This window comes from Pseudomonas sp. GM21 (genome assembly GCF_000282215.1).
Classification (GTDB): domain Bacteria; phylum Pseudomonadota; class Gammaproteobacteria; order Pseudomonadales; family Pseudomonadaceae; genus Aquipseudomonas.
In genome coordinates this window covers 47472-67919 of the sequence record NZ_AKJS01000075.1, presented here as the reverse complement: position 1 = coordinate 67919, position 20448 = coordinate 47472, and the positions used below count along the sequence as shown (strand labels likewise).

The window sequence follows — 20448 nt, the reverse complement described above, 5'->3', positions numbered from 1 at the left end:
TAGGCGTTGTAGCTGTAGGCGCGGCTGGCGCCGGTAGGAAGAATCGTCTGGATCAGTCGGCCGACGGCGTCCCATTGCGACTGCGTGACCGCGCCATGTTCGTCCTGACGGGTAAGCTGCCGCCCCAGGGCATCGTAGGAAAAGCGCCGAACACCAGCGTCCGGCAGCGTTTCCTCGACCAGTTGCCCCAATGCGTTCCAGACGAATACATGCCGACTGGTATCCGGGTAGCGGATCGACAGCAGCTGGCCTTTTTCGTCGTAGTAATAATGGGTGACCTGGCCGTCGGGATCGGTCGCTTCGGTAATGTCACCCTGGGCATTGCGCAGATACTTCCACACCGCTTTACCGCGATAACGGGCGTGCAGGAAACCGTTGCGGTACTCGTAGGCCGTTGGCTCGTCTTCGGGCGGAATCAGCGCCACCAGCCGTCCGACTTCGTCGTAACGGTATTCGGTGACGGCGCCCAGCGGGTCCTGTTCGGCTACCAGCCGACCGTCTTCGTCATAAGCCTTGAGCTGCTCACCGCCATCCAGCTCGACCTTGCGCACCAGCCGCGCCCGCTCGTCGTGGACGTAAACCTCTTCGCTGCCGTCGAGGTTGTGCACGGTGACGCTGCCGGCGTCGTCCCAGACATAACGCGCATCCATCTGCGCAAACGACGCCCAGTGGCGGATGCAGCGCGCCGCCTTGCCGGAGCGTTCCCACTCCCAGAAGAAACTCGCCCCGCCGGCCAGTTGCCGCTGGAGAATGACGTGCTGGTCGTCGTAGTCGTAGCGCTCACTTTCACCGGCGGCGTTGCTCGCTTCGATCAGTTGCGCGCGTTCGTCGTAGGTGTAACTGAACAGGGTTTGCTCGGTTTTCCAGCACGCATCGAGGGTCGGCGCCGGGACAAACAGCTGATAGTCGACGGCGACCAAATGGCTGCGTTCATAACGCAAGCGCAAGGCGCGGCCGGCGCCGTTGTCGAGGCGCTGGATACGGTCCTGGCGGTCGCGGCTGATGCGCAGACGGTTGTCGTAGGCGTCGCTGATCGCCGTCAATCGACCGTTGTGGAAGTGATAAAAGCGCGTGTCGTCGCCGGCTTGGGCGAGGATCAGTTCTTCCGGTTCGTTGCCGAGGTAAATCGCCGCGCGCGACAGGCTGTTGTGGATCGCCGGGCGTTCAGCGGACGGCAGCGGGAACGTGGTGCGACGGTTTTCGTGGTCGATCCAGATGACGCTGTCGCCGTCGATGTCCAGCCGATGGGAGAGCGAATGGCTCCAGCCAAACCCGAGGCCGCTGTCGATGTCGGCGGCGCTGGTGCGATAGAGCCGGGTAAAGTCGAACGGCAGGACACCGTCCAGCGCACCGTCGGTGAGGGTCAGCAGTTCTTCGCCGGTGACCATCGACACCGGGCATTTGTTGGTGGCGGTTTTATTGGCGGAATCGGCGGAGTCGCCGTTGGGATTTTTCGCCTGATCCGGAACGTTGTCGTGGGGTTCGTTTTGCTTGAGCGTGGTGTTGCGTTTGGCATCCCAGCGCAGTTGCATGCGGCCTTTTTTCAGACCTGCCGCGACTCCGCGTGCGGCGACCGTTTTGTAGCGGTCGACGTAGGTCATAAAGCGGTCGAGGATCGTGAAGATCGCTTTGATGAAGCCCGTTACGGCGCTGACGAACCGCGCGCCATGGTGGGCCAGGCGCAGGCCCAGATAAGCAATGCCAGCGCCCGCACCGGCGAAGGTCAGGACAATCCCGATCAGAAGGTCGATGAGCAATTGCACCACCAGCGTCGATGCAACCTCAGCAGTTTTACCGGCGATTTCGCTGGCTGGCAGCATGTCCAGCCAGAGGCTGGCGGTGCGCAGCAGTAAACAGAGTGCCGCTTCGTCACTGACCAGCAGCTGGACTTTTGCCATCGTTGCCGGAAAATCTTTTGCCAGCGTTGCCAATTGCTCGGCACCACTGCCCAACCTTCCAACGAACTTACGGGGATTCTGGAGAATGTCCGAGAGCAGGCTGATGCTGTCCCAAACACCCACAATCGCCTTCCAGCTTCCCGCCAGCAATCCGTTCCCGGCGGCCACAAAGGTCGACTGCGACCACTGCGGTTTAAACCCGGCCCACTCACCGCGCAGCCAGCCGTCCAGTTCTTTGGTCAGGCCGTCATAAGAGAAAAAAAGGTCTTCGATTTGAGCCGGCGTGACTTCGCTCTGAACATGAACCCGGTAGAACTTGCCGGGTGTCCCTACGAACTGCCCTTTACCGTTTTCATCAAGCTTGACCGGTGTGCTCTCGCCCCCATCCATGGCAATCACATCAACCGAAATATTCCCCAACGGAATGTCATAAACCGATTCGAACTTGCTCTCGATCTCCAGAATCCCGCCGTCCGGACACTGCGCCACACTGGATAAAAACTCATCGTCACCACTGCTCACCGCAGTCGTCGTACTCCCGAGTTTTATCAGCCGCTCCATGCCCATCAGCGACGGCAAATCAGCCGCACGGCTGGCCTGGTCCGCCTTCTGGTTAAACCAACGCTTCAGCTGTTCGCGGTAAAGCGTCAGCGTCTCCGGGAAACTGTCGAGTTCCTGCTCGATGCGGGCGATGGGGTTCATCAATGCACCGAACGGCAGGCAGTGGCGTGGTAAATCGGGTCGAACATGAGCAATCCCTCGCGCAGAAAATGGGGCGCGCGAGACTTTGCAGGGGATCAGTCAGGAAAGAAGTCGGAGAAGTAGGCGATGACTGTAGGGAAAATCCTTAAAAACTCTTCAACAATCAACAGGTAGGCCAAAACGCAAACGTGGCGTGAGGTTTCCCTCACGCCACGTTTGTACATCAGACACCGGCGGCGTTACTGGGCATTACCCCGAGCCGCCAACTCTTTCAGCTTGAGCTCAGCCAACGGATGTCCGGCCTTGGCGGCCATGCCCCACCAGCGAGCGGCTTCAACTGGATCCGGTGCCTTGCTCGGCGTACCCGCCAGGCTGATCACCCCCACCTGATACGCCGCTTTGCCATCGCCCGCGAGTGCCGCTAGGCGCAGTAATCGCACACCCTCTTCGCGAGCCCCAAGGCCGACACCGCGAAAGGTCAGGATGTGGCCATAGAAGCTCTGAGCGCCGACATCACCCAGATTCGCCATGCGGGCGAACTGGCCTTCGAGCCAGCTCCAGCCCCGGGGCTGGCGCACAAACCATGACCAGTGAAACAACCGGCGGGCCAGCCAGTAACCGACCCGAGCCTTGAGCTTTAAAAACACTCAAGCCTCTGCCGATTCGGGGTATTCGTATTCGAACACTCGCACCACTTCCGAAGCGTGCCAGGACGCGGCGGCGACACCGTCAGACGGTCCGGAGAAACGCCCCAGGCGCTCGACACACTCGAAGAAACCGGTGCGCGGCAGGCGGCTGGCTCCCTGGCTGATCACCAGCGAACTGCGCAGTGGCTGCTCGGCCTTGGCGTCCAGCGCGGCCAGATGTTCGAGCGCAGCGGTCAAGGTTTGCATGGCTGGTGTGGGTAATTGCAATCGCTCCAACAACGCGCGATACGTCAAAAGATGGCGCTGACGACGTGCCTGGTCCAACTCCCCCAATAATCCGTCCCAATGGTGACGACTGATGCGTACGCTCACGATTCATCCCTCCACCCTGGCACCGTCAATTCCCAGGCCAGGCTGCGGCGAATCGCAGCGTCGGGTTGACGCTCGCCACTTTCAATCAAGGCCAGATAAGACGGGCTGATGCCTACCGTGCGGGCCAGCGCCTCGATGGCGATGCCCTTCCCTTCGCGCAAACTGCGTAGTTGATCCAGGCCCGGAAGAATCTGGTCTGGTGGTGGCGCCTGACGAACTGGCGTGTCGGGCGCCGGTTGCTGGTTAATGCCTGCGGCTTTCAGTAGAGCCTGGTACTGAGCCCACGGTAAAACTGCATACTCGGGCTCGCCTTCGCGTGTGATTATCTGAATATCCATGACTTCCCCGTAGGACAACGACACTTAGCGAGTCGGCACTTTTCCCTAGAAGTGTAATCCTAACAGCGGCCAAGGTCGCGCGGGGGTATGAATAAAGGAGATTCTCAATCGGTTCGGTTGTTTTTCGGGCCCTGTAGCTGAAGTTGTTGCGGGGTATCGGGCATACGCTCGACCACTGCCAACTTTTCCGGCACCTGACGTTTACGCCAGGCTCGGAAGGCATTGAGTTCGTCGTCGAGCACTTTCATCAGCCAGGCCAGCACGGCGATGTCGTCAAGCATGCCAAACAGGGGGAGGAAATCCGGAATCGCATCCACCGGACTGAGGAAGTACATCAGGCCGGCGACCACCGAAATCAGCGCCTTCGGGCTGATCGCACGGTACTCCCCGCGCCAGTAGGCCAGACACAGTGCCTGCAACAAGCGCAGATCCTCTTTAACCTTGCCCAGGCGAAACCCCTGACTGGCACCTTTACTGGCGACGGCGAACAGCAGTGTCGGCAAGCGCCCGCGTGCGAGCAGCCGCCCGGCGAGTGGCAAGAATCGAGCGAAACTCCAGGGTGCGTTCATTATTCCTCCCACTGAAATGTTATCCACACAAATTGTGGATAACCTTGTGAACAGAGCTGCTTTTCACCGCTGAAAGCCCCGTTTCACAAGGGTCCAGCTCAGATCGGGCGTTTTTTACTCACATAAAAAAACCCAAGATTTCATTGACTTGGAACGCCGGCGCGGCTAGCACGGGGGTCCTCAATGGCTATGACTCCAGCGTACAGCAACCGTTCGCTTTGTTTAACTTCTCTGAATCCCGGATGCAACAACGCCCCGCATTAGCGAGGCGTTGTTGTCAAAGCAGACGCTGATTACTTGGCGGCGGCGTCTTCTTTGGCTGGATCTTTGATCGCCAACAGTTCCAGGTCGAATACCAGCACCGAGTTGGCTGGAATAGCCGGGCTTGGGCTTTGAGCGCCGTAAGCCAGTTCGCTTGGGATGTACAGCTTGTACTTCTCACCCACGTGCATCAGTTGCAGGCCTTCGACCCAACCCGGAATCACACCGCTGACTGGCAGATCGATCGGGCTGCCGCGCTCGACGGAGCTGTCGAAAACGGTACCGTTGGTCAGCTTGCCGGTGTAGTGAACAGTCACTACGTCAGTCGGCTTTGGCTGTGCGCCTTCGGCTTTCTTTTCCACTTCATATTGCAGGCCCGAAGCGGTGGTCACTACGCCAGCTTTCTTGGCGTTGTCTTCGAGGAATTTCTTGCCGGCAGCTGCCGACTCTTCGCTCATCTTGGCCATACGCTCTTCAGCACGCTTTTGCAGTGCGGCGAAGGCTTCGACCAGCTCCTCGTCTTTAAGCTTCTGCTCTTTCTTGCCGACGGCATCTTCGATGCCCTGGGCTACGGCTTTGGAATCCAGGTCATCCATGCCTTCCTGAGCCAGGCTTTTGCCCATGTTCAGACCAATACCGTAGGAAGCTTTTTGCGCCGGAGTTTTCAGCTCTACGCTGGTCTGCGAATCACAACCCGCGAGTACCAAGCCAACCAGGGCCACCGCCGCCGCCAACCGATGCTGTTTCATGCTATTTCCTTGTTCATGCGCCTAAAGGGCAATCGAGTAAAGCCGCGAGCTTATCAGGCCGCCACGACCAATGGCTACCGGCATGAGAGCAGGATTCTAGTGATAAGTTCAGGTGTTTTAGCGCATTTCAGCATTGATGGCATGAAGGTTCTGTCATCTTCCACCTACAACAGTTGATCCCGGATCCCTTAGCAACTGGCGTAATGGCCAATTGCCGCACGTCAGAAAGGTCAACGAAGTCCATCGAAACATTTCCTGTTACCCGAAAGCAGCGTGCCTGTCAGGTACTACATGGATATATATATAGCGCCTGCCGTGCCGAATTACCAAACGCCAGACAGCAAAAAGCCCGCATTAAGCGGGCTTTCTGTGTGGTGACCTGGCGTTCAGCGTTCCAGGTGACCGAATATGGCGCAGCGGACGGGACTCGAACCCGCGACCCCCGGCGTGACAGGCCGGTATTCTAACCGACTGAACTACCGCTGCGCGTAGCGTTGAAAGTGGTGGGTGATGACGGGATCGAACCGCCGACATTCTGCTTGTAAGGCAGACGCTCTCCCAGCTGAGCTAATCACCCTTTACCTTCGTTGCGGGGCACATTATGCCACATGTTTTCGTAAAGTGTTGATTTAATTGAATTATTTTTCAAATAAATCCGAAAACCGGTGAAACGATGCAACCTGCAGGAACAACGAACAATCTACAGACAGAAAAAAACCCGCGTTAGCGGGCTTTTCCGTGGTGACCTGGCGTTCAGCGTTCCAGGTTACCGAATATGGCGCAGCGGACGGGACTCGAACCCGCGACCCCCGGCGTGACAGGCCGGTATTCTAACCGACTGAACTACCGCTGCGCGTAACACTGAATGCGAATGGTGGGTGATGACGGGATCGAACCGCCGACATTCTGCTTGTAAGGCAGACGCTCTCCCAGCTGAGCTAATCACCCTTCACGTTCGGTGTGGCGCGCATTCTACGGAGCGACCTCACCTCTGGCAAGCACTTTTTTAAATAATTTTCTCAGGCCTTCCAAAGGCTTAGCGAAGGGTTGGCCTATGGCGCCGCTAAGAGAATAATGCCCCCCTTTGTATATAAGGAGAGACTTACCCCATGTGGTTCAAAAACCTGCTTATCTATCGCCTGACCCAAGATCTGCCTGTTGATGCCGAGGCGTTGGAAACTGCACTGGCCACCAAACTGGCGCGTCCATGTGCAAGCCAGGAGTTGACCACCTACGGTTTCGTCGCGCCATTCGGTAAGGGCGAAGATGCGCCGCTGGTCCATGTCAGCGGCGACTTCCTGCTGATCTCTGCGCGTAAAGAAGAACGCATTCTGCCGGGCAGCGTCGTGCGCGACGCCGTGAAGGAAAAGGTCGATGAGATCGAAGCCGAGCAAATGCGTAAGGTCTATAAAAAGGAACGCGATCAGATCAAGGATGAAATCATCCAGGCGTTCCTGCCGCGCGCCTTTATTCGTCGCTCCTCGACATTTGCCGCCATTGCGCCGAAACAGGGCCTGATCCTGGTCAACTCGGCCAGCCCGAAACGTGCCGAAGACTTGCTGTCGACCCTGCGTGAAGTGATCGGCACCCTCCCAGTACGCCCATTGACCGTAAAAATGTCGCCGACCGCCACCATGACGGAATGGGTCACCACCCAGAAAGCCGCGGACGACTTCTTTGTGCTGGACGAATGCGAGCTGCGTGATACTCACGAAGACGGCGGCATCGTGCGCTGCAAACGTCAGGACCTGACCAGCGAAGAAATCCAGCTGCACCTGAGCACCGGCAAAGTGGTCACTCAGTTGTCGCTGGCCTGGCAAGACAAGCTGTCTTTCGTGCTCGACGACAAGATGGTGGTCAAACGCCTGAAGTTCGAAGACCTGCTGCAAGACCAGGCGGAACAGGACGGTGGCGAAGAAGCCCTTGGCCAGTTGGACGCCAGCTTTACCCTGATGATGCTGACTTTCGGCGATTTCCTGCCGGCGCTGGTTGAAGCACTGGGTGGCGAAGAGACCCCGCAAGGAATCTGATCACCTGATTCTGCAGTCTTTATAAAAAGATCGCAGCCTGTGGCAGCTCTTATATTGGAAGGTATTTCCTTAATAGGAGCTGTCACAAGTTGCGATCTTTTTTTGCGAGCGGCGTATGCTTAGCTCCCTAACGCTTTCACATAATAAGGATCAAGCCATGCGCGCACTGGCTGCATTGAGTCGTTTTGTCGGCAACACCTTCGCTTACTGGGTACTGATTTTCGCGGTCGTGGCCTTCCTGCAACCGGCATGGTTCATCGGCCTCAAAAGCGCGATCGTGCCGTTGCTGGGTCTGGTGATGTTCGGCATGGGCCTGACCCTCAAACTTGAAGACTTCGCCGAAGTAGCCCGCCATCCATGGCGCGTGGCCTTGGGCGTGGTTGCGCATTTCGTGATCATGCCCGGAGTGGCGTGGTTGCTCTGCCAGGTATTTCATCTGCCGCCGGAAATCGCCGTCGGCGTCATTTTGGTCGGTTGCTGCCCAAGTGGCACCTCCTCGAACGTGATGACCTGGCTGGCGCGCGGCGATCTGGCACTGTCGGTGGCCATTGCCGCTGTCACCACCCTCCTCGCCCCGCTGCTGACCCCGGCGCTGATCTGGCTGCTGGCTTCGGCCTGGTTGCCGGTGTCCTTCATGGAGCTGTTCTGGTCAATCCTGCAAGTGGTGCTGTTGCCGATCATCCTCGGTGTGGTGGCTCAACGCGTACTGGGCGCCAAGGTTCGCCACGCGGTGGAAGTGTTGCCGCTGATCTCGGTGGTGAGCATCGTGATCATCGTCACCGCCGTGGTGGCCGCCAGCCAGGCGAAGATTGCCGAGTCCGGCCTGCTGATCATGGCGGTAGTGATGCTGCACAACAGCTTCGGTTATCTGCTGGGCTACTTCACCGGGCGCCTGTTTAAGCTGCCGTTGGCCCAACGCAAATCGCTGGCGCTGGAAGTCGGCATGCAAAACTCCGGGCTGGGTGCCGCGCTGGCCAGTGCACACTTCTCGCCGCTGGCGGCGGTGCCGAGTGCTTTGTTCAGCGTGTGGCACAACATTTCCGGGGCGCTGCTCTCGACGTATTTCCGTCGAATGAGCGAGAAACAAGACCGTGAAATCGCTGCGCGGCAGGTAACCGAATAAGCCGAAAACTTGATCCCCAGGTTAATGATGGGCACTCTATCGCGCAACGCGAGGACGACCTCGCGGCTCGATCGAGTCATTAATCTGGGGACGACCCCGTCAATCGATGGAGGTCTTTCATGTCCTGGATCATCCTGTTTTTCGCCGGCCTGTTCGAAGTCGGCTGGGCCGTTGGCCTGAAGTACACCGACGGTTTCAGCCGTCCTCTCCCCACCGCGTTGACCGTTGCGGCCATGGCCGTCAGCCTTGGCTTGCTGGGCCTTGCCATGAAAGAACTGCCGCTGGGCACAGCCTATGCGATCTGGACGGGCGTGGGTGCGGTCGGCACGGTGATTGCCGGGATCATTCTGTTTGGTGAATCGATGGCGCTGTTTCGGCTGGCCAGTGTCGCGTTGATTATTGCCGGGTTGGTTGGGCTCAAGGTCAGCGCTTAGCTTTTAGACCGCCATCGCGAGCAGGCTCACTCCTACAGGGGATTTGTGACCGACACAGATCACCTGTAGGAGCGAGCCTGCTCGCGATGGGCCAGAACAGTCACCAACTATTTAACGGTGCCGCGCAAATCCCCCACCATCGCCTGCAACGCTGCAGGCTGCGCCGCCTCAACGGTCACTGCCGGCCCCGCCACCAACGTCACCCGCGACCACAACCGACGAAACAACCCCTTGCCCGGATCGCGGCTGAAAAAACTCCCCCACAACCCCTGCAACGCCAGCGGAATGACCGGCACCGGTGTTTCTTCAAGAATCCGCGTCACCCCGCTCTTGAATTCGTTTATCTCTCCGTCGGCTGTCAACTTGCCTTCCGGGAAGATGCACACCAACTCGCCATCCTTCAGATACTGCGCAATACGCTTGAAGGCTCTTTCGTAGATTTGAATGTCTTCCTGACGCCCCGCGATCGGAATCGTCCCCGCCGTGCGAAAGATAAAGTTCAGCACGGGCAGGTTGTAGATTTTGTAGTACATCACAAAGCGAATCGGCCGACGCACTGCGCCGCCGATCAGCAGGGCGTCGACAAAGGACACGTGATTGCACACCAGCAGCGCCGCGCCTTCATCAGGTATCAAATCAAGATTGCGATGCTCCACGCGGTACATGGAGTGGCTGAGCAGCCAGATCATGAAACGCATGCTGAATTCGGGGACGATTTTGAAGATGTAGGCGTTGACACCGATGTTCAGCAGCGACACCACCAGGAACAACTGCGGAATCGACAGCTTGACCAGGCTCAACAAGATGATCGAGACAATCGCCGACACCACCATGAACAGCGCGTTGAGAATGTTGTTGGCGGCAATCACCCGCGCCCGCTCGTTCTCGGCGGTGCGCGACTGGATCAGCGCATACAGCGGCACGATGTAGAAACCACCAAAGATCCCCAGGCCAAGGATGTCGATCAACACCAGCCAGGTGTGAGCAAACCCAAGGACTTCAACCCAGCCATGGCCCGTCACACTGTCTGGAATCCCACCGGAATGCCACCACAGCAGCAAGCCAAACACGGTCAGCCCGAACGAGCCAAACGGCACCAGGCCGATCTCGACTTTGCGCCCGGAGAGTTTTTCGCACAGCAGCGAACCGAGCGCGATGCCCACCGAGAACACCGTCAGAATCAGCGTCACCACGGTTTCGTCGCCGTGCATCCATTCTTTGGCATAAGCCGGGATCTGCGTCAGATAAATCGCCCCGACAAACCAGAACCACGAGTTGCCGACAATAGAGCGCGATACGGCAGGCGTCTGTCCGAGGCCCAACTTCAAGGTGACCCAGGACTGGCTGAAAATATTCCAGTTCAGGCGCATTTGCGGCGAAGACGCCGCCGCCCGTGGAATGCTGCAACTGGCCAGGTAGCCGAGCACGGCAACACCGATGATCGCGCAAGAGACGATGGGCGCGTAGTGACTGGACGACATCATGATCCCGGCGCCGATGGTCCCGGCGAGAATCGCCAGGAAGGTGCCCATCTCCACCAGTCCGTTGCCGCCGACCAGTTCTTCTTCACGCAGGGCCTGAGGCAGGATCGAGTATTTCACCGGCCCGAACAGCGCCGAGTGGGTGCCCATTGCAAAGAGCGCCACCAGCATCAACGACAGATGATCAAAGATGAAACCGACGGCGCCGACCGCCATGATGACGATTTCGCCGAGCTTGATCAGACGGATCAGACGGTCCTTGGCGAACTTCTCGCCGAATTGCCCGGCCAGTGCCGAGAACAAAAAGAACGGCAGGATGAACAGCAGCGCGCAGAGGTTGACCCAGATCGAGCGGTCACCGTCGAGGGTCAGTTTGTACAGAATGGCGAGGATCAACGACTGCTTGAACAGGTTGTCGTTGAACGCCCCGAGGGACTGGGTCACGAAAAACGGCAGGAAGCGCCGGGTGCGGAGCAAGGTGAACTGTGAGGGGTGACTCATCTTCCATGTGTCCCTGATGTTGGGTTGCGAGTGGCGTGGATACCCGTATTGGAATGTCGAACGGCGATCCAGGCCACACACTACCTAATCTTTGCAGGTTATTTCTTTAATCCTGCAATGCACGGCGACACAAACAGTTCGCCCCGCCATGCGCCTTGCAGCGTCCGCCGGGCAACGATCAGCCACATCACCGACAGTAGCGCCACCAGCACACAGCCGAAGATGCTGAAAAAAGTCAGGCTCAAGATGCTGGCCAGTTTCAATGTCGCCAGTGAGTACACCCCCAACGGAAAGGTAAACCCCCACCAGCCGAGGTTGAACGGGATGCCGGCGCGCAGGTAACGCAAGGTAATCAACACCGCGACCATCATCCACCACAAGCCAAAACCCCACAGCGTGATCCCGGCCACCAGCCCCAGGCCAGCGGCGATTTCACCGATACCCGGCAGGCCGTTGGCGGCGAAGATGGCCGGCGCATCCGCCCCCAGCAGCAACATGCCCAGTGCCCCGGTGCCAATCGGGCCCAGCGCCAGCCAACTGGAGGCCGCCATGTTTTCGTGGGGCAGTTTATGCAGTGCCATGCGCAGCAACAGGATCGTCAGAATGCTGAACGCTACCGGCAGGGAAAAGGCCCACAGCACATAACTGGTCACCAGCATCACCAGCTGCGAATGGGCATCCGCCAGGTGCGGCGCCAGCAGGCCACCGCTGGTAGCGGCGACTTCTGCGGCCACCACCGGCAACAGCCAAACGGCAGTCATTTGATCGATGCTGTGTTCCTGTCGGGTGAACATCATGTAGGGAATCAGCACGCCGCACGCCAGCGACATCCCCACATCCAGCCACCAGAGCATTTCGGCGACATGAATCACACCTTCGCCCCAGCGTGGCAGCCCAAACACCAGAAAACCGTTAATGATGGTCGCGAGGCCCATGGGAATGGTGCCGAAGAACATCGACACCGTCGAATGGCCGAAAATTCTCCGGGCTTCGTCAAAGAACAGCACCCAGCGCGCCGCGTACAGGGCGGTGAACACCACGAACAGGAAAAAATTCAGCAGCCATAACCCTTCGGCGAGCACACGCAAGCCGGGCATGGCGAGGGGCAATTGCGCCAGCGCCAGCGCCAGCACTCCGGTGCCCATGGTCGCGGCGAACCAGTTGGGCGTGAATTGACGGATGACTTCACGCGGGTGCTGCAAATGGCTGAACGGTTTGATACCGGTTTTGACGCTTTGGGTGCATGTCATGGCGAACTCCTGGTCCTCTGGTGAGGTAGAGCCCATGGTAGAAGCAGATCGAATATCTATATAACGGGTAATATCTCTATAAGTTATCTGTTTCGCAGATATAGCGTCACACGCTGCCTTCCGATTCGATCACCAGAATCCGCGCAGCTCCCTGTGGATGCGCCACATGCTCGGTGCCAACGGACGCATAAAAGATGTCGCCGACCTCCAGCAACGCCTGCTTCTCAATGCCCGCTTCGCGATACCGCATCTGCACTTGCCCATCCAGCACCACGAACACTTCCTGGCCATCGTTGACGTGCCATTTATACGGCTGGTCCGTCCAGTGCAAACGCGTGGTGATGCCATTCATACTGGCAATGTCCAGCGCGCCCCAGGCACGCTCAGCGGTGAAGGATTTGCTGCGGATGATCTTCAAGGGGGGCGGTCCGTCGAATGAATGGCGACACCAAGGCTAGCGATCAACGCACATTAGCGCTACAGACTTTCAATGATCGCTGACGCACCACTGGAGGTTGACACACAACCTGCGACACACCACCAGGCCACGACCTTGGTCGACACTGACTAACCGCGGCGGTCGTGCGAGACTGTCTGACCGGGCGGGAGTCCCGGGTGTCTTTTGTCTGGAGTTCCCATGTCGCTGTCCAGCGGGCTGATCGCCGCCGTCGCCCTGGCCTATATGGCCATCATGTTCGCCATCGCCTTTTACGGTGACCGTCGCAGCACGCCGTTGCCGCCGCGTGTGCGCGCGTGGGTGTACAGCCTGTCGTTGGCGGTCTATTGCACCAGCTGGACGTTCTTTGGGGCCGTGGGCCAGGCGGCGGAACAGCTCTGGTCTTTCCTGCCGATCTACCTCGGGCCGATCCTGCTGCTGGTGGGCGCGCCGTGGGTCCTGCAAAAAATGGTGATGATCAGCAAGCAGGAAAACATCACCTCCATCGCCGACTTTATCGCCGCCCGTTACGGCAAATCCCAGTCGCTGGCCGTGGTGGTGGCACTGATTTGCCTGGTCGGTGTGTTGCCCTACATCGCCTTGCAGCTCAAAGGCATCGTGCTCGGGGTGAACTTGCTGATTGGCGCGGGTGCCGACGCCATGGGGGTTCGCGCCCAGGACACGGCATTGATTGTGTCGCTGGTGCTGGCGCTGTTCACCATCGTCTTCGGTACCCGCAACCTCGATGCCACGGAACACCACCGTGGCATGGTGCTGGCGATTGCGTTTGAGTCACTGGTCAAGCTGTTTGCGTTTCTCGCCGTCGGCGCGTTCGTCACGTTCGGTCTGTACGACGGGTTCGACGATTTGTTCAACCAAGCCATGCTCGCCCCCCGCCTCGAGCAATACTGGAAGGAAACCATCAACTGGCCCTCGATGGTGGTGCAAACGGGCGTAGCGATGATGGCGATCATCTGCTTGCCTCGGCAGTTCCATGTGACGGTGGTGGAAAACATTGACCCTCAGGATTTGCGCCTGGCCAAATGGGTGTTCCCGGCGTACCTGGCGTTGGCGGCGTTGTTTGTCGTACCCATCGCCCTCGCCGGTCAGATGATGCTGCCCAGTTCGGTTTTGCCGGACTCGTTTGTCATCAGTTTGCCGCTGGCGCAGTCCCACCCTGCCCTCGCCTTGCTGGCGTTCATCGGCGGCGCCTCGGCGGCGACCGGTATGGTGATTGTCGCCAGCGTGGCGCTATCGACCATGGTCTCCAACGACATGCTGTTGCCGTGGTTGCTGCGACGCAACAACGCCGAGCGGCCGTTCGAAGTGTTTCGTCAATGGATGCTCTCGGTGCGCCGCGTGAGCATCGTGGTGATTTTGTTGTTGGCCTACGTCAGTTATCGCCTGCTGGGTTCGACCGCCAGCCTGGCCACCATCGGCCAGATCGCCTTCGCCGCCGTGACGCAACTGGCCCCGGCCATGCTCGGCGCGCTGTATTGGAAGCAGGCCAACCGTCGCGGCGTATTTGCTGGCCTCGCCGCCGGGACATTCCTGTGGTTTTACACGCTGGTCTTGCCGATTGCAGCCCGCGGCCTCGGCTTGTCGCTGGGCACCTTCCCAGGTTTGGAATGGTTGCACAGCAACCCGTTGAACCTGCCGATCACCCCGCTGACCCAAGGCGTGGTGCTATCGCTGGCGGGCAACTTCACGTTGTTTGCCTGGGTGTCGGTGTTGTCGCGCACACGGGTGTCGGAGCACTGGCAGGCGGGCCGTTTCATCGGTCAGGAAATCAGCGCACGCCCCAGCGCCCGTTCGATGCTGGCGGTGCAAATCGACGATCTGCTGCAACTGGCGGCGCGATTCGTCGGTGAAGAACGCGCGCGTCAGAGTTTCATCCGTTTCGCCTACCGCCAGGGCAAAGGCTTCAACCCGAATCAAAACGCCGATGGCGAATGGATTGCCCACACTGAACGCTTGCTCGCGGGTGTGCTCGGCGCGTCTTCGACGCGTGCGGTGGTAAAAGCGGCCATCGAAGGTCGGGAAATGCAGCTGGAGGATGTCGTGCGAATCGCCGACGAGGCCTCGGAAGTGTTGCAGTTCAACCGCGCGCTGCTGCAAGGCGCTATTGAAAACATCACCCAAGGCATCAGCGTGGTCGACCAGTCGCTGAAGCTGGTGGCCTGGAACCGGCGTTATCTGGAGCTGTTCAACTACCCGGACGGGCTGATCAGCGTCGGACGACCAATTGCCGACATCATTCGCTACAACGCCGAACGCGGTCTGTGTGGACCTGGCGAGGCGGAAGTCCACGTTGCCCGACGTTTGCACTGGATGCGTCAGGGCCGCGCCCACACCTCCGAACGACTGTTTCCCAACGGGCGGGTGATCGAGCTGATCGGCAATCCGATGCCTGGTGGTGGTTTCGTCATGAGCTTCACCGACATCACCGCGTTCCGCGAAGCCGAACAAGCACTGACCGAAGCCAACGAAGGCCTGGAGCAGCGGGTGGCCGAGCGCACCCGAGAATTGTCGCAACTCAACGTTGCGCTGACGGAAGCCAAGGGCACCGCCGAGTCCGCCAACCAATCGAAAACCCGCTTTCTCGCGGCCGTCAGCCATGACTTGATGCAACCGCTAAACGCCGCTCGCCTGTTCTCCGCAGCGTTGTCCCACCAGGACGATGGCTTGTCCGGCGAGGCGCAGAAACTGGTCCATCACCTGGACAGCTCGTTGCGCTCGGCCGAAGACTTGATCAGCGACCTGCTGGACATTTCCCGCTTGGAAAACGGCAAGATCAACCCCGATCCCAAGCCCTTCGCGCTCAACGAACTGTTCGACACCCTCGGTGCCGAGTTCAAGGCGCAGGCTCAGGAACAAGGGCTGACCTTCCGTGTTCGGGGCAGCACGTTACGGGTCGACAGCGACATCAAACTGCTGCGACGGATCCTGCAAAACTTTCTGACCAATGCTTTCCGCTATGCCAAAGGGCCGGTGCTGCTCGGCGTTCGACGACGCAAGGGTGAGTTGTGCCTGGAGGTCTGGGACCGGGGACCGGGCATTGCACAGGACAAACTGCAGGTGATTTTCGAAGAGTTCAAGCGCCTCGACAGCCACCAGACTCGCGCCGAGAAAGGTCTGGGTTTGGGCCTGGCGATTGCCGATGGTTTGTGTCGCGTACTGGGTCATACCTTACGCGTACGTTCCTGGCCGGGGCGCGGCAGTGTGTTCAGCGTCAGTGTGCCGCTGGCCCACGCACAAACCGTGGCGCCAACCCAGCCTACCGAACTCAACGGCCATGTGGCGAGCGGCGCGCAGGTGCTGTGCATCGATAACGAAGACAGCATTTTGATCGGCATGAACAGCCTGCTGACGCGCTGGGGGTGCCAGGTCTGGACGGCGCGTAACCGCGAGGAGTGTGCAGCGCTGCTCAATAACGGAATGCGTCCGCAATTGGCACTGGTGGATTACCACCTCGACCATGGCGAAACCGGGACCGAGCTGATGGCGTGGTTGCGCACTCAACTGGGCGAGCCGGTGCCAGGGGTGGTGATCAGCGCCGATGGCCGGCCGGAGACGGTGGCGCAAGTGCATGCGGCGGGGCTGGATTATTTGACCAAACCGGTGAAGCCGGCGGCGTTAAGGGCGTTGTTGAGCCGGCATTTGCCGTTGTAGCGCGCCAGGTTTTAGTCTTGCAGGGCAGAAAATTCCGCCATCGCGAGCAGGCTCGCTCCCACAGGGTTTTGCGCAGTTCATGTGGGAGCGAGCCTGCTCACGATGCTTTTCGGATTACTCCGGCAACTCGACCAAGCCATCCACATCGGTCATCGCCCGCTCCAGCAAGTCTGCCGGCAAGCTCTTGCTCGCGCGCGCGCCGAGCAACTTCAGCTGTTCGCTGCGGCTGACGAGATTGCCGCGGCCCTCTGTCAGCTTGTTGCGCGCAGAGCTGTAGGCTTTGTCCAGTTGCTGCAAGCGATTGCCGACTTCGTCCAGATCCTGAATGAACAACACGAATTTGTCGTACAGCCACCCGGCGCGCTCGGCGATTTCCCGGGCATTCTGGCTCTGCCGTTCCTGCTTCCACAGGCTGTCGATGACCCGCAGCGTGGCCAATAACGTGGTGGGGCTGACGATCACAATGTTGCGGTCGAACGCCTCCTGGAACAGCGTCGGCTCCGCCTGCAAGGCGGCGGAAAACGCCGCTTCGATTGGCACGAAGAGCAACACGAAATCCAGGCTGTGCAAGCCGTCGAGCCGTTTGTAATCCTTGCCGGCCAGGCCTTTCACGTGATTGCGCAGCGACAGGACGTGCTGTTTGATGGCGATCTGGCCGATGGCATCGTCTTCGGCCGCCACGTACTGCTGATAGGCCGTCAGGCTGACCTTGGAGTCGACCACCACCTGCTTGTCGCCCGGCAGGTAAATAATCACATCCGGCTGGAAGCGTTCACCGTCCGGGCCTTTGAGATTGACCTGGGTCTGGTATTCACGGCCCTTCTCCAGACCGGCGTGTTCAAGCACTCGCTCGAGAATCAGCTCGCCCCAATTGCCCTGGGTTTTCTGCCCTTTGAGGGCGCGCGTCAGGTTGGTGGCTTCATCGCTCAGGCGCAGGTTCAGCTGTTGCAGGCGCTCCAGTTCCTTGGCCAGCGAGAAACGCTCGCGGGCTTCGGCCTGATAACTTTCCTCGACGCGTTTTTCGAAGGATTGAATGCGCTCCTTCAAAGGATCGAGCAACTGACCCAGTCGCTGCTGACTGGTTTCGGCAAAGCGTTGCTCACGCTCATCGAAAATCTTGCCCGCCAGTTCGGCGAACTGCGCTCGCAGCTCGTCTCGTGAACCTTGCAGATCGCTGAGACGCTGCTGATGGCTTTCCTGCTGCTCACGCAACTCGGCGTTGAGTGAAGCCGCCTGCGTGTCCAGGCGACGCAGCTCAGCCTCTTTACCCGCGCGCTCAATATTCCAGGCGTGAGCCGCATCGCGGGCGTCGTCGCGTTCGATTTGCAGCAGTTCAACTTCACGGCGCGCGGCGGCGAGGTCTGCCTGCCGGGCGGCGTTAGCCTGGCTCAGGTCACCGATTTCATCGCGACAGGCGTCCAGTTGGGCATTCAGGCCGTCCTGCGCCAATTGCGCCATCGCCAGACGCTCTTCCAACAGTGCCGCCCCGGCTTGCGAGACGCTCGCACGACGCTGAATTTGCCAGGCCAGTACCAGCAACGGCAGACCAGCGCCCGCCAGACCGAGTAATAGGCTGGTCAAGTCCATAGCCATAGGGATTCCTGCCGATGAGATAAAGCTTGAAGGTTAACCAAGGCCGCCAGACTTGGACAGCTCAGTCTTCGATCAGCCCCAGTTCCTGTTGGGCGCGCGCGTCCCCTGCTCGCGCGGCCTGGCGCAACAAGTCCTGACCAATGCGCCGATCCCGGGCATTGCCGCATTCGCGACACATCAGCTGCCCAAGTCGACTTTGCGCGGCCACGACGCCTTCACGGGCGGGCTGTTTGAGCAAACGTCCGGCGAAGTGTTTGATGTTGGGGTTTTCCCCAAGACGCTGACTGTCCAGCAGCCACTCAGCCACGCGCATCGAAAAGCGCTTGGGCGGGGCCACATTGGGAGGTGTGGAGGTAGGAGCGATTGGTACTGAGCGAAACTTCATAAAGCACTGTGGGACAGATCGGAAGGCGCGCAACTCTACTCTTTTTTTCTTACAGGTAAAGCCCAAAAAAACCCAGCACGCCCGTCCTAGAGCAAGCGCTCGGGACAATCCACAGAAGCTGTGGATAACTCAGTGGACAACCGCCCTTGAACTCGCGCAAAGCCCTGTGGGACGGGGCTCGCAGTCAAACTGACGATTTTTTCACCAGTAAAAAAAAGCGATGTTTTTCATTGACTTAAATTTTCAGTACAGGCACCCACTACGTCCCGGACCTGAATGACAGTGGGGTTACAGTCTGCGTGACTAATGTGCACAACTACCTTCGAGACAGTTATATCGACGCACTTTTTCGGCGCGTTTTTGCGCCGGTTTTGGGGATAACCCGGGAAAACCCTTGATCCAGGCAGATCACGGTCCGATGAACGACAGCAACCACCGGTCGGAATGTGAGGCACTGCAGGGCGCGCAGCCCAAGCTGATTTATCTTTTTTGCTAACACACTTCCATTCTCAAATTCAATCCGTTAGTATCCGCGGCGTTAGTACCAAGCTGAAAGTCAATTCTGGTCGAACAAATCCTCGCGGTCAGCCTTCCCTCAAGAGAAGCCTCCACCGACAAAAGAGGAGCGACCACCTCGATGGTTTCCAGGTAAACCTTGCGCCAACACAGCCTTCGAACAAATGCGAAGGGTGTTGCGAAGTTCACTTACTCTGACCGAACCAGCCTGCAAATTGATCAGGATCTTCACCCCGGGCCCAGAACCTTTGCCCTTGATGTGTTGCCTGCCCTCCTAAGTACCTACCTGCCAGCCCAAGCGCGCCAATTATCAGCGCTTCAAACTGGCTGCTTTGTTCCAGTCGGGTTCTTCGTTCGACCAATGGTGGTCGTCGTCACTGGAACGTTTTAACTTTGCACGGCTCTTATTCCGTGTCGCTTGTAGGAACACCCAATAATGACTACTCAAATCCATACCCAGGATGCAATCCGCACCCTAACCAATGCTTTTGCACCAATGAACTGCCTGATCATGGCCGCCCGCAAAGGCTGCTTCAGCTTCACTCTGGTCAACGAACACGGCATCGCTCGTCACAGCGAACGCCTGTACCCCGATCAATACTCCAGCGCAGAACCGCTGCAGGCCGTGATCGAGCGTACCCGTCAGGCATTGATTGCCTGAGACGCCAGAAAGACTGAAAAACCAGAAAGCCCTGCTCAAAAAGCGGGGCTTTTTATTGCCCGTTATTTCTCTTTTTCCAGACAGCCGCTAAGCACTAACCGATATAACGGTTATAACTCGAAGCCGGAAATATTTTAAAAACAGACCTTTACAGCGCGAATATGACACTACACTTCAACTCAAGCGGCTTGTTCCGCTTCCGGCGAGCCTGATTCGATCCACCGCTGCCAACGCTACCTTCAGGTTTCGCCGCCTACTTCACGTTTCGAGGGCTTTATGGGTATCGCTGCCAGCGAACTGTGCCGTTATGTGATTCGTCCGACATTGATTTACCTCGGACGCCATAGCGCAACTGCCGAATCCTTGCTGCTGGGCATCGCCGCCAGTCAGTCAGCCCTTGGCTCCGCCCTGCACGACCGCCGCGGACACGGCCTGTACCGAATTGCCGAGCTTCGCCACCAGGCACTTTGGGATCACTACCTGGCACTGGACCCCGAACGGGCGAGCCTTGTCCGCGGACTGGCCAGCCAACATGCCTTTCTCAGCGGGCCGCACCTGGAATTGACCGTTAACCTGCGTTACGCCACTGCCATCGCCTGGCTGCTGGTAGAAGAACAGAACACTCCCCTCCCCGCCGCCGATGACTTGTTGGGCATGGCCCGCATCTGGCGTCAGACCTTTCAGCCTCAAGGACGCCTGCGCGATTTCACCAGCGCCTGGCAAACCTGTGTTTCACCCCTGAATCAGGTCGCTTGCTGACCCACCAGTTTCACAAGATTGTGCAATCGGTGGCCAACCTGGTCGGATTGTCCTACAAAACCGCTCTAAAT

Annotated in this window: 17 protein-coding genes and 4 tRNA genes; 6 read left to right on the top strand and 15 right to left on the bottom strand. The window is 58.8% G+C overall.

The genetic code is table 11. The features are described 5' to 3' along the window. The 10 genes from PMI22_RS17600 to PMI22_RS17645 form a co-directional block, all read right to left on the bottom strand. A partial coding sequence (locus PMI22_RS17600) for a DUF6531 domain-containing protein (protein ID WP_007945210.1) occupies positions 1–2600 on the bottom strand: 2600 nt, incomplete at its 3' end. Positions 2601–2839: 239 nt separating this feature from the next. Continuing rightward, entirely contained in the window at positions 2840–3247 is a 408-nt protein-coding gene (locus tag PMI22_RS17605; protein ID WP_007945208.1) for an SEL1-like repeat protein, read from the bottom strand. Next, positions 3248–3619 (bottom strand): hypothetical protein, encoded by a 372-nt coding sequence (locus tag PMI22_RS17610; protein WP_007945207.1) that lies wholly within the window; start codon positions 3617–3619, stop codon positions 3248–3250. Further along, a complete protein-coding gene (locus tag PMI22_RS17615) occupies positions 3616–3957 on the bottom strand; it encodes a helix-turn-helix domain-containing protein (protein WP_007945206.1) in 342 nt (113 codons plus the stop codon). The genes PMI22_RS17610 and PMI22_RS17615 overlap by 4 nt, the downstream gene beginning before the upstream one ends. 104 nt (positions 3958–4061) lie before the next feature. Then, complete coding sequence (locus PMI22_RS17620) at positions 4062–4526, bottom strand: YkvA family protein (RefSeq protein WP_007945205.1); 465 nt, start codon at positions 4524–4526, stop codon at positions 4062–4064. A 293-nt stretch (positions 4527–4819) separates the two neighbouring features. Then, a complete protein-coding gene (locus tag PMI22_RS17625; RefSeq protein ID WP_007945203.1) occupies positions 4820–5536 on the bottom strand; it encodes an FKBP-type peptidyl-prolyl cis-trans isomerase in 717 nt (238 codons plus the stop codon). A gap of 409 nt (positions 5537–5945) precedes the next feature. Continuing rightward, positions 5946–6022: transfer RNA gene (locus PMI22_RS17630), tRNA-Asp, on the bottom strand. Between the two features lie 15 nt (positions 6023–6037). Continuing rightward, positions 6038–6113, bottom strand: a tRNA-Val gene (locus PMI22_RS17635). Between the two features lie 199 nt (positions 6114–6312). Then, positions 6313–6389, bottom strand: a tRNA-Asp gene (locus tag PMI22_RS17640). 19 nt (positions 6390–6408) lie between these two features. Further along, positions 6409–6484, bottom strand: a tRNA-Val gene (locus tag PMI22_RS17645). Positions 6485–6645: 161 nt separating this feature from the next. On the opposite strand from PMI22_RS17645, the gene rdgC reads away from it, so the two are divergent. From rdgC to sugE, 3 genes are all read left to right on the top strand, one after another. Next, on the top strand, positions 6646–7566 hold the full coding sequence (rdgC, locus tag PMI22_RS17650; protein WP_007945202.1) for a recombination-associated protein RdgC: 921 nt from the start codon (positions 6646–6648) through the stop codon (positions 7564–7566). Between the two features lie 157 nt (positions 7567–7723). Further along, complete coding sequence (locus PMI22_RS17655; RefSeq protein WP_007945201.1) at positions 7724–8689, top strand: bile acid:sodium symporter family protein; 966 nt, start codon at positions 7724–7726, stop codon at positions 8687–8689. Between the two features lie 119 nt (positions 8690–8808). Next, positions 8809–9123, top strand: coding sequence for a quaternary ammonium compound efflux SMR transporter SugE (gene sugE, locus PMI22_RS17660; protein ID WP_007945200.1), 315 nt, complete (start codon positions 8809–8811; stop codon positions 9121–9123). Between the two features lie 107 nt (positions 9124–9230). On the opposite strand, the gene PMI22_RS17665 is transcribed toward sugE, so the two are convergent. From PMI22_RS17665 to PMI22_RS17675, 3 genes are all read right to left on the bottom strand, one after another. Beyond that, the gene (locus tag PMI22_RS17665; RefSeq protein WP_007945199.1) at positions 9231–11105 is read right to left on the bottom strand and encodes an MFS transporter; all 1875 of its coding nucleotides are present in this window, start codon (positions 11103–11105) and stop codon (positions 9231–9233) included. A 98-nt stretch (positions 11106–11203) separates the two neighbouring features. Continuing rightward, positions 11204–12355, bottom strand: coding sequence for a TDT family transporter (locus PMI22_RS17670; protein WP_007945198.1), 1152 nt, complete (start codon positions 12353–12355; stop codon positions 11204–11206). A 106-nt stretch (positions 12356–12461) separates the two neighbouring features. After that, complete coding sequence (locus PMI22_RS17675; protein WP_007945195.1) at positions 12462–12773, bottom strand: hypothetical protein; 312 nt, start codon at positions 12771–12773, stop codon at positions 12462–12464. 219 nt (positions 12774–12992) lie between these two features. Between PMI22_RS17675 and PMI22_RS17680 the strand changes: the two genes are divergently transcribed. Continuing rightward, positions 12993–16463: a hybrid sensor histidine kinase/response regulator gene (locus PMI22_RS17680; protein ID WP_007945194.1), complete on the top strand. Its 3471-nt coding sequence runs from the start codon at positions 12993–12995 to the stop codon at positions 16461–16463. A 114-nt stretch (positions 16464–16577) separates the two neighbouring features. Here the strand turns inward: PMI22_RS17680 and rmuC are convergent, their stop codons facing one another. Both rmuC and PMI22_RS17690 read right to left on the bottom strand, forming a co-directional pair. Further along, positions 16578–17942: a DNA recombination protein RmuC gene (rmuC, locus tag PMI22_RS17685; RefSeq protein WP_162830876.1), complete on the bottom strand. Its 1365-nt coding sequence runs from the start codon at positions 17940–17942 to the stop codon at positions 16578–16580. Between the two features lie 175 nt (positions 17943–18117). Next, positions 18118–18441, bottom strand: coding sequence for a tetratricopeptide repeat protein (locus PMI22_RS17690; protein WP_081502781.1), 324 nt, complete (start codon positions 18439–18441; stop codon positions 18118–18120). A 952-nt stretch (positions 18442–19393) separates the two neighbouring features. Between PMI22_RS17690 and PMI22_RS17695 the strand changes: the two genes are divergently transcribed. Further along, positions 19394–19618: a hypothetical protein gene (locus tag PMI22_RS17695; protein ID WP_007945191.1), complete on the top strand. Its 225-nt coding sequence runs from the start codon at positions 19394–19396 to the stop codon at positions 19616–19618. Between the two features lie 276 nt (positions 19619–19894). Continuing rightward, complete coding sequence (locus PMI22_RS17700; RefSeq protein WP_007945189.1) at positions 19895–20377, top strand: hypothetical protein; 483 nt, start codon at positions 19895–19897, stop codon at positions 20375–20377. Positions 20378–20448 lie beyond the last annotated feature (71 nt).

Coding starts and splice junctions, on each gene's coding strand:
- PMI22_RS17615 (WP_007945206.1), bottom strand. CDS start 3,957: ATGGATATTCAGATAATCACACGCGAAGGCGAGCCCGAGTATGCAGTT.
- PMI22_RS17620 (WP_007945205.1), bottom strand. CDS start 4,526: ATGAACGCACCCTGGAGTTTCGCTCGATTCTTGCCACTCGCCGGGCGG.
- PMI22_RS17625 (WP_007945203.1), bottom strand. CDS start 5,536: ATGAAACAGCATCGGTTGGCGGCGGCGGTGGCCCTGGTTGGCTTGGTA.
- rdgC (WP_007945202.1), top strand. CDS start 6,646: ATGTGGTTCAAAAACCTGCTTATCTATCGCCTGACCCAAGATCTGCCT.
- PMI22_RS17655 (WP_007945201.1), top strand. CDS start 7,724: ATGCGCGCACTGGCTGCATTGAGTCGTTTTGTCGGCAACACCTTCGCT.
- sugE (WP_007945200.1), top strand. CDS start 8,809: ATGTCCTGGATCATCCTGTTTTTCGCCGGCCTGTTCGAAGTCGGCTGG.
- PMI22_RS17665 (WP_007945199.1), bottom strand. CDS start 11,105: ATGAGTCACCCCTCACAGTTCACCTTGCTCCGCACCCGGCGCTTCCTG.
- PMI22_RS17670 (WP_007945198.1), bottom strand. CDS start 12,355: ATGACATGCACCCAAAGCGTCAAAACCGGTATCAAACCGTTCAGCCAT.
- PMI22_RS17680 (WP_007945194.1), top strand. CDS start 12,993: ATGTCGCTGTCCAGCGGGCTGATCGCCGCCGTCGCCCTGGCCTATATG.
- PMI22_RS17690 (WP_081502781.1), bottom strand. CDS start 18,441: ATGAAGTTTCGCTCAGTACCAATCGCTCCTACCTCCACACCTCCCAAT.
- PMI22_RS17695 (WP_007945191.1), top strand. CDS start 19,394: ATGACTACTCAAATCCATACCCAGGATGCAATCCGCACCCTAACCAAT.
- PMI22_RS17700 (WP_007945189.1), top strand. CDS start 19,895: ATGGGTATCGCTGCCAGCGAACTGTGCCGTTATGTGATTCGTCCGACA.